Source organism: Pedobacter suwonensis (assembly GCF_007833675.1).
GTDB classification, from domain to species: domain Bacteria; phylum Bacteroidota; class Bacteroidia; order Sphingobacteriales; family Sphingobacteriaceae; genus Pedobacter; species Pedobacter suwonensis.
The window spans coordinates 3,815,014-3,829,297 of the sequence record NZ_CP031708.1; the positions used below are offsets into that span (position 1 = coordinate 3,815,014).

9 protein-coding genes are annotated in these 14,284 nt (G+C 40.5%); 4 read left to right on the plus strand and 5 right to left on the minus strand.

Going from position 1 to position 14,284, the window contains the following annotated elements; all coding sequences use genetic code 11:
- Positions 1 to 100: 100 nt before the first annotated feature.
- From DV942_RS15745 to DV942_RS15760, 4 genes are all read left to right on the plus strand, one after another.
- The gene (locus tag DV942_RS15745) at positions 101 to 1,648 is read left to right on the plus strand and encodes a choice-of-anchor I family protein (protein ID WP_145859028.1); all 1,548 of its coding nucleotides are present in this window, start codon (positions 101 to 103) and stop codon (positions 1,646 to 1,648) included.
- Between the two features lie 487 nt (positions 1,649 to 2,135).
- Positions 2,136 to 2,954 carry a bifunctional hydroxymethylpyrimidine kinase/phosphomethylpyrimidine kinase gene (gene thiD, locus DV942_RS15750; protein ID WP_145859030.1) on the plus strand — a complete coding sequence of 273 codons (819 nt, stop codon included), beginning with the start codon at positions 2,136 to 2,138 and terminating at the stop codon, positions 2,952 to 2,954.
- Positions 2,951 to 3,604, plus strand: a complete 654-nt coding sequence (locus tag DV942_RS15755; protein ID WP_145859032.1) for a TenA family protein — start codon at positions 2,951 to 2,953, stop codon at positions 3,602 to 3,604. Before thiD ends, DV942_RS15755 begins: the two co-directional genes overlap by 4 nt.
- A gap of 108 nt (positions 3,605 to 3,712) precedes the next feature.
- Complete coding sequence (locus DV942_RS15760; RefSeq protein ID WP_244950717.1) at positions 3,713 to 4,918, plus strand: MFS transporter; 1,206 nt, start codon at positions 3,713 to 3,715, stop codon at positions 4,916 to 4,918.
- A 631-nt stretch (positions 4,919 to 5,549) separates the two neighbouring features.
- Here DV942_RS15760 and DV942_RS15765 read toward each other — a convergent pair.
- From DV942_RS15765 to DV942_RS15785, 5 genes are all read right to left on the minus strand, one after another.
- A complete protein-coding gene (locus DV942_RS15765; protein ID WP_145859034.1) occupies positions 5,550 to 6,353 on the minus strand; it encodes a hypothetical protein in 804 nt (267 codons plus the stop codon).
- 314 nt (positions 6,354 to 6,667) lie between these two features.
- The gene (locus DV942_RS15770) at positions 6,668 to 10,381 is read right to left on the minus strand and encodes a phage tail protein (protein WP_145859036.1); all 3,714 of its coding nucleotides are present in this window, start codon (positions 10,379 to 10,381) and stop codon (positions 6,668 to 6,670) included.
- A gap of 6 nt (positions 10,382 to 10,387) precedes the next feature.
- On the minus strand, positions 10,388 to 11,842 hold the full coding sequence (locus DV942_RS15775; protein ID WP_145859038.1) for a hypothetical protein: 1,455 nt from the start codon (positions 11,840 to 11,842) through the stop codon (positions 10,388 to 10,390).
- Complete coding sequence (locus tag DV942_RS15780) at positions 11,842 to 13,557, minus strand: hypothetical protein (RefSeq protein ID WP_145859040.1); 1,716 nt, start codon at positions 13,555 to 13,557, stop codon at positions 11,842 to 11,844. Before DV942_RS15780 ends, DV942_RS15775 begins: the two co-directional genes overlap by 1 nt.
- Positions 13,558 to 13,559: 2 nt before the next feature.
- The gene (locus tag DV942_RS15785) at positions 13,560 to 14,270 is read right to left on the minus strand and encodes a hypothetical protein (protein WP_145859043.1); all 711 of its coding nucleotides are present in this window, start codon (positions 14,268 to 14,270) and stop codon (positions 13,560 to 13,562) included.
- Positions 14,271 to 14,284: the final 14 nt, after the last annotated feature.

The window sequence follows — 14,284 nt, forward strand, 5'->3', positions numbered from 1 at the left end:
TTCTACCTCCTTCACATTTTCTTAACTAAATCATAATATAGGTGGCTTAAGAAACAGCATGATTCGAATTTATTTTTGCGGTTCAGATATTAAACAAACCATGAACTGTAAAAAACTATTTGGTGCAATTTTTATTGCTTCGCTGGCATTTGCTGCCTGTAAAAAAGATTCAAAAGATGATCCGATTGTAGATCCTCCGGTAGAAGCTGTTGTTCCAGAAAAAATAGACAGCTTTAAAGAAACTGCAGCTATTGATTTAGGCGGTGAATTCGCTTCAGAAATTTCTGCCTATGATCCTTTAACCAAAAAGCTGTTTGTAGCCAGTAATGATGGAGGTGCCAAAGTTGACGTTGTGGATATGAGTAAATACCCAACAGTTACAAAAGTGCAAACCTTAACTTATGCAGCTAACGCCGGGATTAATAGCGTTGCCGTAAATAACGGTTTATTGGCAATTGCTCTAGATGGCGCCGATAAGCAGGGAAATGGCGAAGTTGTTGTACTTAAGACTTTAGATTTATCTGAAGTTAAAAAAATTACGGTGGGCGCTATGCCAGATATGGTAACTTTTAGTCCGGATGGAAATTATATTTTATCGGCAAACGAAGGCGAGCCCAATCAGGCCTACACGGTAGATCCAAAAGGAACCATTTCAATTATCAGTATCAAAGATAATTATTCGATAAGAACAATAGATTTTTCAGCTTTTGAATCGCAGAAAGCTGCATTGCTTGCTGATGGTTTTAGAATTTATGGTTACAATGCCAGTTTTACCCAGGATATTGAGCCGGAATACATTGCAGTAAGCAGTGATTCTCAAAAGGCCTATGTTACGCTTCAGGAAAATAACGGTGTTGCCGAAGTAGATATTTTAGCCGGAACCATTACGAAGATTATTCCGTTGGGTACAAGAGATATCAGCCTAACCGAAAATGCTTTTGATGTTAGTGATAAAGATGGTAAAAAAATATTGGGTACATGGCCAATAAAAGCTTATTACCTGCCAGATGCCATATCTTATTTTACATCTAACGGTGCGCCTTATTTAGCCTTGGCCAATGAAGGTGATACCCGTCAGGATTATACTCCAAAAGAATCAAAAGAAGAGGTGCGTGTAAAAGATCTTATTTTAGATCCGGTTAAATTTCCTAATGCTGCAACCTTGCAGTTAGATGCAAATCTCGGACGGCTTACCGTAACCAATACCGCTGGTTTTACCATGGTTGGTACAAATAAGGTATACCAGGAATTGTTTTCAACCGGGGGCAGAAGTGTGAGTATCCTGAATGCAAATACGGGAGCTTTGGTTGCCAACATTGGTAAAGATCTTGAGCAGCATGTAATTGATGCCGGAAAATACGACGACGTTCGTTCAGATAATAAAGGCGTAGAAGTAGAAAGTGTAACGGTTGCTCAGGTAAACGGACAAATCCTGGCATTTATCGGTATGGAACGTGCAGATGCAATTGCTATTTATGATGTGACCAATCCGGCAGCACCAAAATTTGTTCAGTTATTCTCTACCGGCGATGCGCCCGAAGGTTTGATGTTTGTTAAACCAAAAGATAGCCCCAATGGCAGAAGTTTATTAATCGTTTCAAATGAGGGGGATGGTACCGTTAGATTCTATCAACCCGATAAAATGTAGTCGCTCAATCTATTTATTAATGATGATTTTTAATCCCGGTACTGATATCGGGATTTTTGCTTTCAGAGTTGTCAACTTTAATAGGTATTTCGCTATTAAGTTGACAACTCTTCTTAACCTTCGATTAGCACAGGAAAAAGGAGGCTGAAACTAATCAAAATGCATAATATTAATCGAATCGGTTCTTATTTAATTCATTTCTATAAACAAAGAATTAAAATTAAGCCTTATATTGCATCACAAAAAAACTTTAGGGGTGCCTTCAAATAAGTTGGCTGAGAATATACCCTTTTTGAGGTTAAAGGTTGAAAGTAAAAAGGTAGAGGGTAATTTCCTTCAACCTTAAAACCCTCCAGCCATCAACCCCGAATGGACCTGATCCGGATCATGCCGGCGTAGGAAATTAGTTTGTCTGCAATATTTGCATAAAAATGCCTTCGGCATTTGAAGACTCCTGAAGTTGTACAACAAAACGAAGTCTTTAGCAATGAACTATATTCAGGTGTTAACAATAGCTGGCTCAGATAGCGGCGGTGGTGCAGGCATTCAGGCAGATTTGAAGACCTTTTCGGCCCTGGGTTGTTTTGGCACCTCTGTAATTACTGCCGTTACCGCGCAGAATACATTAGGAGTGCGTTCCGTTCACGGTATTCCCGCCACGATAATTAAAGATCAGTTACAGGCAGTACTGGATGATATCAAACCCGTGGCTATTAAAATCGGCATGATCAACCGGGCAGAAGTAGTTTATGTAATTGAAACAGAGCTTAAAAATTACGCTGCGGATGTACCTGTTATTTTAGATCCGGTAATGGTAGCTACCAGTGGACATAAATTGATCGCACCTAATACTATTGAGCAGCTGATAGGCAAATTGTTCCCATTGGTAAGCCTGGTTACCCCCAATATTGATGAAGCCGTTATTCTCGCTGATCAGCCCATTCATGATCTTGATGATATGGTTGCCGCAGGCAGGAAAATTATCGAAAAAGGTGCAAAAGCCGTTTTAATTAAAGGCGGGCATTTAATAGGCCCGGTAATTTACGATGTTTTTATTGGTGCAAGCGATGCACCGGTTATACTCGAAAGTACTTTTATTGCCTCTAAAAATCTGCATGGAACCGGTTGTACACTTTCATCAGCTATAGCCGCCGAAATGGCTAAAGGCAAAATGATGCTTGATGCCATTAGAACTGCAAAAACTTACATCAGGCAGGCTTTACAAGCTGGTAGTGAAGTAAAAACAGGAGAAGGCAACGGACCTTTAAACCACTTTTTTGAACCTTTAAAAATGATTATCCAATGAAGTGGAGCGAACAGGCATGGGAAAAGGTTGAACCCATCTATAACAAAATTTTAGCGATGCCCTTTAATACAGAGCTGAGCAATGGCACCTTACCAAAAGAAAAATTTATTTTCTATTTAGCACAGGATGCCTATTATCTTTTAGCATTCGGGCGGACGTTAAGCGCGATTAGCGCACGAATGCAAAATGCAGATTTAGTGATGGCTTTTGCCGGCTTTTCTACAGGCGCTATATTCGCCGAGCGCAGTTTGCATGAAAGTTATTTTGTAGAATTTGGTTTACCCAGCGAAGTTAAGCCCTCGCCATCTACGCTTTTATATACCAGTTATATCCTTAGCCAGGCGGCCTATGCCAATGTAGAAATGGCCGTAGCAGCTGTTTTGCCATGTTTTTGGATTTATAAGGCAGTAGGAGATCACATTTTCGCCCGGCAAAAAGGAGAAGAAAATCCTTACAAAAGGTGGGTCGATATGTATGCGGGCGTAGAATTTGCTGCTGCAGTAGAAAAGGCAATTGATATTACAGATGAACTGGCCGCACAGGCGAATGCTGCAACTCGGCAGAATATGCTGGATGCTTTTGAAATGGCAACCCGTTTAGAATGGATGTTCTGGGAAAGCGCTTATGAAACGGAAAAATGGGGAATTTAATATTCTAACCTGATAAACAGCAAAATTTTTTGATAAAATGTTAAAAACATGTCGGTATTTCCAATAGATTTAAAGAACTTTGTTGTTTTATAATTTTAGGACATTACATTGGAAGAGCGCACGCAAGAACAGGAAATTTTAATTAAACAAAATGATAAACCTGCATTAAAGCAAAGCTCTCCAAAGCAAGTACGTTTAGCCATATCTGCCTTTTACTTTATGCAAGGGGTTTGTTTTGCCAGTTGGGCCAGTAGAATTCCAACTTTTAAATCCTCCATGGGTTTAAATGATGCAGAATTGGGTTCTATACTTTTTGCATTACCTGCCGGACAGATTATAACCATGTTTTTTTCTGCAAAACTGACCACGCATTTTGGCAGTAAGAAAATGTTAAGGGCAACAGCACCGCTTTATGCCATTGCCTTAACTTTTTTAGCATTGGCTACTACTGGCTGGCAATTGGCTGCTTTTTTGGTTTTATTCGGCATTACGGGCAACCTGTGTAATATTGCCTTAAATACACAGGGTGTTGCTGGCGAAAACTATTACGGCAAACCGATTATGAGTTCTTTCCATGGCGCCTGGAGTATCGGGAATTTAACCGGTGCATTAATTGCGCTTGGATTAGTGAACTTAAAATTGGGTATGTACACCCATTTTTGGATGATTGCCTTAATATCTTTAACCAATGTATTATTTAACGCTAAAAAACTACTCAATTATAATAAGCCCGATACTGTAGTGGAAAAAACGAAGTTTTTTACCATGCCTCAAGGTATTTTGGTGTTGTTGGGTGTTATTGCGTTTTGCAGCATGGCCACCGAAGGTACGATGTTCGATTGGAGCGCTATTTATTTTGAGGATGTGGTGAAATTACCCCATAATAAAGCTATTATCGGTTATGCATCGTTCATGTTTATGATGGCCAGCGGAAGATTTATGGGCGTATATTTAATCGGTAAATTCGGGCGGAAAAATCTCTTGCAAATCAGCGGAGCCATTATATCACTAGGTATGGCACTTGCCGTCATATTTCCTTATTTAATTACTGCCATTTTTGGTTTTATGCTCATTGGTCTGGGAGTTTCAAGTATTGTACCCATGGTGTATAGCATAGCTGGAAATAATAAAAAAGTACCCGCTGGTAAAGCCATCACCATGGTTTCAAGTATCGGTTATTTTGCTTTTTTGTTTGGTCCGCCGTTAATAGGTTATGTTTCGCAGCTATCCAGCTTACGCTATTCTTTCGGAATTATTTCTGTATTTGGTTTACTGATTATTTTTTTGGTAACGAAGATTAGAGAGATCAATTAGGCTTTCCATTTCGTAAAAAAAATATATCGATTATTGAGCGCAGTGCCTGAGCGTAAAATAGCGTTTCTTCCCGCTTTTTGCTTTTACGCTTCGCTTCCTCGTACCTCGTTGCTGCAGGGTACCGCTTCAATCGGGGCTAACTGGCCAAAACAGTGTTTCTTTTTTCGGGTTGCAGGGTGCGCCGACCATTCTTCGTAAACCCGGTTCGATAGACATAGGATGCAATGAAAAGCCCGGGTCATAGCAAGGACTTGTAATGAGTGGGACTAAGAACTGCCAGGAACTGCTGAATGCTCATTTCCCCGTGTTCAACCATATGAGGAATTTAAGATGCACATAAACTTATATTTACTAAAAGATCTTATATGGTAAAATGAACTAATTTTTGTCGAAACACCTTTTTACCTGGACTGGATAAATATTTAATTAAAATAATGCGTTATAAACGACCCATCCTAACCAGTTCGTCATGCTGGACTTATTTTGTAAGTATAAAAAATATTTTACTGGCCTTTCAGCTCCTTCGTGGTTAGCATCTTTTTAGCAAGAAAGACCCTTAAATAAATTACCTTCGGTGAACTCGGTACAAGCGTGACGATGACTACAGTAAGTCTCTGTCGAATCTGCTATGCTACTCTTTCTTTATTAATCCGTGTTCTTTTAAGGCTGCTACTGCAAGCTCAATTAACCTGAAGTTTTCTTCCAGGTGTCCATGCTGTACTTCTACATTGATATAGGGGATATTATTTTGCATGGCATAAACCGAAAGCGAACCATCGTTGGTTGCGAATTTAGATTGAAGGATAACATTCACATTGGCCTTTTTTAAACTGCTGAACAACCTCGCCTCGGTAACATAAATCAGATCGTCGCCATCCATCTGGAAGTTGATGTAAACAGAATCTGCAGTACTGGATAAATCGTAACCTGGTAAATAAGAAGAGATGCCAAAACCACCATCAGCATTGTTATGAAGGGTTAAAAAATAACCCGTAGTTTTTGGATCATAAAAATCTACAATCTGTTTACCTGTGCTTAGTATAGCTTTTTCAACTTCGTTAGAGCTAAACTGGTTTTTCTTTAACCGGGTATTCACCCCCACTTCAGTATATATCGCATTGGGGTCTATGCGGTACTGGTCGTCCATATACGTGAAATAGTAATCCCTCACCGCTCCGTACTGGCTGTCTATGAGTTCGCCCCCATACCAGCGGATATAATCAAAACCAGCCTTTACCCCGGTGTCTTCATTATCATGTACCACTAGAAACTTTACGCCGTTGGGTTTATAGCTATATTTTACCAATGTGATATCCAGATCGTACAGCTTAACAAAGTTTGAATCGGTACGCATTGCAGCAAAAACAGGTGGATGTTGAGCTTTTACGAGGAGTGTAGAACAGATTAGCAACAGGCTAAAAAAGATTTTGAACATAATCAATAATATACAATGCTGATTAATATTTGTTTGGCCGCAGTATTGTAGAATGACTTAAAAACACCGTTTCGAAAAAAAAGGAACTACAGGAAGGCATTCGCGTAATTATGAAATACAGTTCATGGGTTTTTAAGATCGGATAAACTAAATGTCCCATTTTTTTAAAAAAAAATCAAAACCAAGTGTCCCATTTTAAATAGGCTTTAAAACTGATTTAAATATTTATTTTTGAAAATGGAAAACGCGAAAAACGAATTTTTAGAAGAAATTAGGCTATCCTGTGATAGCCTAATTTCTTTTTGTTTTGCCGTCTATATAATCTCATTCTCAAGGTTAACCAATATCCCATTTTTATAGGTGCTTCTAGTCCATTTATCTAATATAGAAGTCGGAGTAGGTGCATTAATCTTTACCGATACCTGCCCATTAGATGCCCTAATGGTTGTAATCGTACCGCTCCAACCTGTTTTAATTTCACCACCGTCTTTTACCTTAACAGTGTCTAATACAGTGTCCCCACTAACTTCCAATCCGTTATTAGCATTAACTTTACCGCCGTCTGCCTCCACTTCAAATTGAACCGCTCCAGTTGCCTGGTTAATCTTCCTATAAAAGCCATTAGTCAATACTCCTTTTCTTCCCATACTGGAAGCACCTGCAACTGTCGAGAAGTCACCAACCTTTACACCTGGTCCATAGTTATATTTTATCGTTGGTGGTAATGGCGGATCATTGGGCTTAAAACTGATGCTTTCTACTGCACTATCATCATCGGCATCAATCAAAACAGCATTATTGGCATCCAATACCCTAATATTATTTAATTCGCCGTTTATCTCAACGCGTTTAGTTCCTGGTGCATCAGTCGCCAAATACCTAACGCCTAAATTTTCGATATATGCCAATTGCGCCAATAACAAACCAGTTGCAACGCTTTCGAATTGACCACCGAAGGGATTGAAGTAGTCCGTGTTCGTAGGCAATCTACCTACAGGGATATTGCCAGCATCCACCCGCGTAACGTACCAATCGCCCAGGTACTGCACCGCTTCAATTCTCTTTGCATTACCAACATAGATTTTATTGTTATCGTAATTACCTCGATTAGTAAGATATGGTGCATCTTTTCCGTTCGTTCCATTACTTCCGTCAACAGCTGTGAACCTGACAGGAGTAGACCACGAACCAATTAAATTTCCAGTTCCTGACTTTAAGCCCTGAACCATCCAAAGGTATTGAGCAACCATTAAAGATGGTTGTTCCGTTGACCAACCTAATGGATCATTTATATTTTGCGGTGAATTGGGCGCTTCAGATGGGCTTCCGTTTTTTGCAAATCTAAATTCTGTATAATTTCCATCTATACCATTTGTACCATTCGTGCCGTTTGCACCTTTGATTAATGCCCATTTGTAATCCCCAACATTGGTGCTGTCTGCTAAGATAAAGTCAACGTATTGGCCAATATGGGTGCCTACATCTTCACCAGCATTAGCTGTAAAGGTTAAGCCGCCATCATTTGAGTACTTGATATGCAGATAAGATGTTTTGCCATCAATACCGTTGCTGCCCGGTATACCATCCGTTCCATCTATACCGTCAGCACCCTTTAAAAGCACCCATTTGTATTTAGCCGGATCATTCGAATTTGACTGCGTAAAATCAACGTACGTACCAATATACTTTCCTGAATTTTGATTAAAATTTAATGTGCCATCCACTGAATCAGAGTAAGCCACATGGAAAAATGTTGATGTTCCGGCAGCGCCTGGTAAACCGTCATTACCGTTTTGCCCAGCTTTGGCTACTACAGTCCAGTAAGCATTTTCAGCAGGTGTCTGGCCGTTTTTCGGCACAGAATTAATGTATGACCAGGTTGAACCTAAATAAGTAACTGTATCGCCTTGATAATATGTCGAAGCGGCATTATAAGCCCCTCTAAAAACAGGGATAGGCGCTTCGATGCCTCCAGCATTTTGGCTGACCGCGCCCCTAATGGTTAACGTATTAGGTTTTGAAACATTCCAGTCTATGCCTTTAGTGGCATTACCTGCATACAGTTTATTTTCGTTAAGGTCAAAATAAGCTTCACCGTTATTACTTTTAACGATGCCAGTCGTGATCTGTCCTCCGTTAATGTCAGTAGCCCCAGCTGTTGAGGTAATAACCCTATAACCGCCGACAACGCTATTCAATACACCAACCCAAAAATGATAGTAACCCGCAACATCTTCAACCTTTATCTGCGCTTCTGTGATTACCAGCGTACCAAACAAAGAAGCCTTATCGCACTTTGCGTAGATGTAATATGCTTTTGAAGCGGTTAGACCATTTACCGAACCAGCCGCAATAGTCCATACACCGCCATTAGCTTCAATCAGGTAATGGATCAATCGGCCTGTAGTCCAATCTATACGATTTACATCAAGTCTTGCATTGGGTTTTAGTATGTTCGTTAATTTAAAGTCCTGTGATTTCGTACCAATCGAAAGCGCCTGCGCGGTGATACTTCCAGCCTCAATAGTTTCAGGGTAAAGCTTTCCGGTTTCAGGGTTAAACATCATGTTTAACGTCTCCTTTGTAGACTTTCTATTGTTACGAGCCTTAACTATATCAGATAGCTTATTGATCTGTACAGCGCGTTCTATTGCCCTTTGCTGGCTATCAGCTATAACAGCTGGGTGAAACTGCAAAAAAGAGGAAACCTGAACGGTAGGATATTCGTAAGGGTTTTGCAGGTCGCGGGTATATCCAACGATACGGATATCATTGTCAACGTTAAATTCGGTTGACTTCAAACGGATGTATTTGCCTAAAGATAGATTTGTTGATGTTCTCGCGAAATGGAATGGATCAGTTGTCAAAAGATAGTTGAACCTACTTCCATTGACTTCATTTAATTGTTTAAGCCCCGCAGCGAGAAGTTCATTTTCAGCGTTGAATATGTAAGAATCAGGCATTTTAATGTCTAGCAAAACCCATTCATCACCAACAGATGGCCGCAAAACGTCTGAAGGCACAGTAAAAGCCTTTTCGTCTTTGTTTGCCAGGATTGTTATTGTTTTGGTTGTATGATTATAACCACCATTGGCAATTTCAAACTGATATCCCGCTAATTGACCTGTCAAAAATTTAACCTTTGCCGATGTACCAGGAATAAGCTGCAAATTAATATCAAAATCTAATGCCGTATCTGTAAAGTTGTTAATTGCGGTTGTATTCGTAACCTTACCTTTTCGGCGCGGAAAAATATCTTCGTTTATATAGGTATCCTCACGCTCACGGTATAAATCTACGTTCTTTTCAAGGTAATAGTTAGGGGCAACCGATAACGGCAATTTAAGCCTTTTAGAGCCATTCCTATAAGTTGACGGCAGGTTTTGTTCAGAACCAAATACATATAGCCTTGTTATTGGCGATTTGTTATCTAACGGCACGCGTTCAATCTTCCGCAAACCCTTTCCTTTACCTTGCTCCAACGTTGTATTTAACACTTCACCTCGCTTGGTCAAATGGATCGTTTGGCCGTCAAACCAGTATTCCGTTTGAAATTCTTCAGCTAATCTGGAAAGCACGGCCATGCAATTTTCAGAGTTAAACGAAAGCGTTTTTACATCGGTGGGATCAACATTGCCCTTTACCCAGCCTACCTGAAACCTTGACAGGTTGGTGATTATCAAGTCTAAAAATGTCTCCATATCTCCAGTAAGATCAAAAACAGGTTCTTTTAACTGGTTTTGATCATCATACATGAAAAATATGGTCCGAATTAAATCAAATGGAATAGCTTGCAAAGGAAGCGTGTAAACCCAACGTATAGACGATTCTTCTTTTACACTAGCATCAACGTTAAGCCAGTAGCGTTCGCCGTAAACATCAACATAGTCACCGATAAAAAAGTCAACGTATGAATTTAGTTCAAAATTCATATCAACTTTATTCTGTGCCATGATTAATTTATCCTGAACACCTTTAGGCGTAACGGTCGCGACTGTTACGCCTGCTCGTTTTATTTCGTAATTCATAGTATTTTAACTGATAGGGTATTCAATGAAGCTGCAAATCTTTAGGCCATTGCTTACCGTTGTGGCATCACCGTTCTGCATCCTGTAGTACATCTTAGTACCTGCCGATGTCGGATTAGCTAAATCTATGCTCCAGTTTGTGCCGGAACCGCTGATGCCTGTAACCGTATTGTTTTGAACGCTCCAGGCACCGGCTATGCTTTGGGTAATTGCGCTTTCAAAAACAAGCGCTATCGAATTTCCGGCAGCTGTAGCGCTAAGTAGTTTTGCTGGCCGTGCATCAAGTTCAGGGGTTAGAAAAACCGTTTTTTTCTTCCTTACATTAATCAGACCTGTAGCGCCATTAAACGAATAGCCATCGGCGCCAGTTACGTTGACACTGGCTATTGATCCACCGTTAATAATCAGAGATAAATCCCTGAACTGATTGAGTACCGGAATTGCATTTTGATTGATGGTGATCTTTAACGTATTTCCGGTTACCAATTCAGTTTTAACCGATTTCTTTTTAGTTTCCAGATAGTCCCAAAATTCGTGTACTGAAGGCACCCAAAGACAGTCGTTATTATCAGGGCGATTGCTCACGTATTGCGTAAACTGTTTAAAGTAATTATACTGCGATTCGATAATACCAGGGCCGTGACTAAATACAGTTATAGCCGCCTTTTGCTGACCTTTAAAACCGAAAAGTCTGTTCATTGCTAAAGGAATAGCATAATCTTGCATAGCCTGTACCCATTCATCGCCCAGATGCTCACGAACCATCATCAACCTATCGACATTGAAATTTGTAATGTTGAATTGTTTATCGTTCTGGCCATCATCGCTATTCAATCCGAACGCGCTGCCAACAGTCTTATAACCCATTGAGAACGCACTGGAGGTAAAGCCTTCCTGGGTATCTGGAATTACCAGGTGCCGTGTGCGGCAATAAACTCCGTACTGAATAAGTTCGTTAAAAAATTTAATCTCATTCATTTTTATCGTGGCCTCACGATCTTCATATTTAGTATCTGCATCTTCGCCGTAAGCATGGTTTAATAACGTCCATCCTTTTTCGTGTGCTTCCGCGTATTGCGCCCATGTAGTATAAGTCGGGTTAACGCCATTGTGCATATCATCACCATTCTGGCCAATGGTCGGCACGGCAAAAGAAGCTTTCCATTTTACCGGATTGCCACAACCATCAGTATATGTGGGCGCTGTACCTTGCGAACCGTTAAAGTTTTCGCCTTTCTCCAACCAACGGAACAAAGTTTTATAGTCCCCATCACCACCGTCATCTTTCTCCAGGATTAGGGCTAAATCTTTGTTATACTTAAAATCCGCAATCTGCGCACCAGGGGTGCCGTTAATACCGTTGAGCATTACGGTAATTACAATTTCACCGTCGTTGCCTGGTTGTTCACCGCCACCGCCATTTGCGACAACGATGAACCTTCTACCTCTTATATCGATCATTATGAGAAACCGTATTGTTTTAAGTTGCGGATTTGACTATCTACTAAACCATCGTTTGGTAATCCTGCACCAGGTTCACCATTTCGTTGTGTGAAATAAGAACCTTTGATTCTTAGCGTACCTTCATGCGGCGCGGCAGATACCTGCTGCCAAGAGGTTGTAAACGCCTCCATATAAACAGTAGCACCATCTGTTCTGAAACGAATTTTAGAAATGGTAGATACATTTAAGGATTGAACAAAAGACCCGGCCATTCTACCACCTACGCTATTTTGACCAGTAGCATAATTTACCGACAACTGAACGGACATACCAGGACTACCGATATTTGTACCCGTTGGCGGGTTTGTAGTGCCGGACTGAAGTATCAAAAATCCTGATGGTATGCCGTATTGTACATCCATTTGAACATAACCTTCCGAACCTTCCGCAATCGTGTAGCCAGCTACCATACTGGTATAATCAAAACCTGATTTTTGTTGTGTCCAGTTATCATAACCTGGTACTAATTCCGTATTGGTTAAAAAAATGTAATTGGTTACCGCTGTTGATAAATCAGGCTCACTAGATACAAACGGAACTGTGTTAAATAAGATATCCGAAGCCTGGTTAACGTTGGTTATCGCTTTGATCCTTACACCTACCTGGCCAATACCTAAATCAACATCGCCGATCACGATAGGCTTAGCAGTTACATTTTTCCAGGTTGCACCAGCATCGGTAGTATATTGATAACTAGATGTTGTACCATAACCAGCGGTATTAGTCCAATTGAATGTATTGGCCACATCATCGGTTACTGGTACGGTTGGTGCAGCTGGCTTAGGCAATACAGTTACAGTGAATGCAGGTGAATTAACAACAGGGCTTTCATTTCTTCCCGTAGCTGATTTAATTTTGAACTTCCAGTAACCCGCTGGCCTATCTACATCACCAACAGAAATAGTTCCAGGATAAGCAATGTAAGCCGCGCCGTTGACACTCATTACAATTTCAGACGCCCCCAAAGCATGCGAGGCTGATAAAGTATTATTGGTATCATTCGCTGCCAATGTTGGTGCAACTGGCGTTACGTTACCAGGTACATCGGTTGTTTTGTTATCAACGTCATAATCACTGCTTGCGAAACCGGATGCGCTTACACGCAACCGATAAAAATACTGGGTGCTGGCCGTTAATCCTATATCGGTAACAGCCGTATTGCCGCCACTGTAAACATTAACAGGATTAGCAAATGCTATTGAAGTGTCACGTTGAAGGGTATAAGTTACACCAAATGGTATAGCATCCCAACTGATCGGGATAGCATCTGAAGCAGCTGTGCCAAAAACAATATTAGGGGTTGCTAGTTTCTGCTGATTTCCCGATGCTGGCGGATCGATCCACTCTAAATTACCCTGTAATATACGATCAGCCGCCCAATTTGGCAATGACTGAAAGTACTGTGTTAATTGTTCGGCAGACAAACCGCCAGCCGATACCACATAAGGATCGGATTGCGTTCCGCTTCCTGTAAGGCCAGTAAAATAAACAGGTGGCAATTCACCTGTCGGCACCATGCCGTTTACTTTACTGGCTTTACCTGTCAGAGCGGCAGCAACGTTCGTTAATTCATCCGCATTATTGTCTATGGTGTTTTTTACCGCGTTAAACTCACTAGCAGTGAATTCACCGTTAGTGGCCTTATTTGCTATGTTTGTTTTTTGAATTGCCATATTTATGATAAATTAAATGGGAATGTGTAAGGAAATTTATTGTTTTCGACAAAGGCGATAACCGTTAACACCCTTGTTTTATCGGTTGCAGGGTTATAAGTATCGTTGCCCAGCTGCTGTGCTGTGATGACCGTAGTACCAATCCCTGTGATATGTATTGTCTTTCCATTTATAATTGTGGCAACAGATGGATTGCTACTAAACAGATTGACTGAAAGACCTGACGAAGCACTTACAGCAGGCTCAAAATCTGCATCATTTTCGGTTTTCGTTGCTATGACAGGAAATGTGATGACTTGCGATAGCTTGCCACCAGGAATAACATATTCCAACGGCATTACCGTTAACGGAAATTCCATCCTAACAACTATGTCGCTTGAACTCATTTGCGTAAACTTAACTGCGCTCGAAGCCCCTTTGTAAAAGGCATCAAATGTTTGCTCTAGTTCGGCAGAATAGAGTTTTCTAAGTCCTGGTGATTTAAGTTTTGTAAGTAACGAAGTATATTTTTGCCAAAATTCAACTTTGTTCTTGCAATGAAAATAACCGCGCAACAAAACATCTTTGTCGTTTGCAAATCTTTGATCCAAAAAATACTCTTTGCCGTCCTGGTCTTCCCAATCGTATTCGGGCGGATTTTTCAATCCGGCATCTTTTATTAGTTCGTCTGAAGCTGATTCGACAACATAGCTATATGTGTCAAACAAATCCAAACCATCAATTTTAT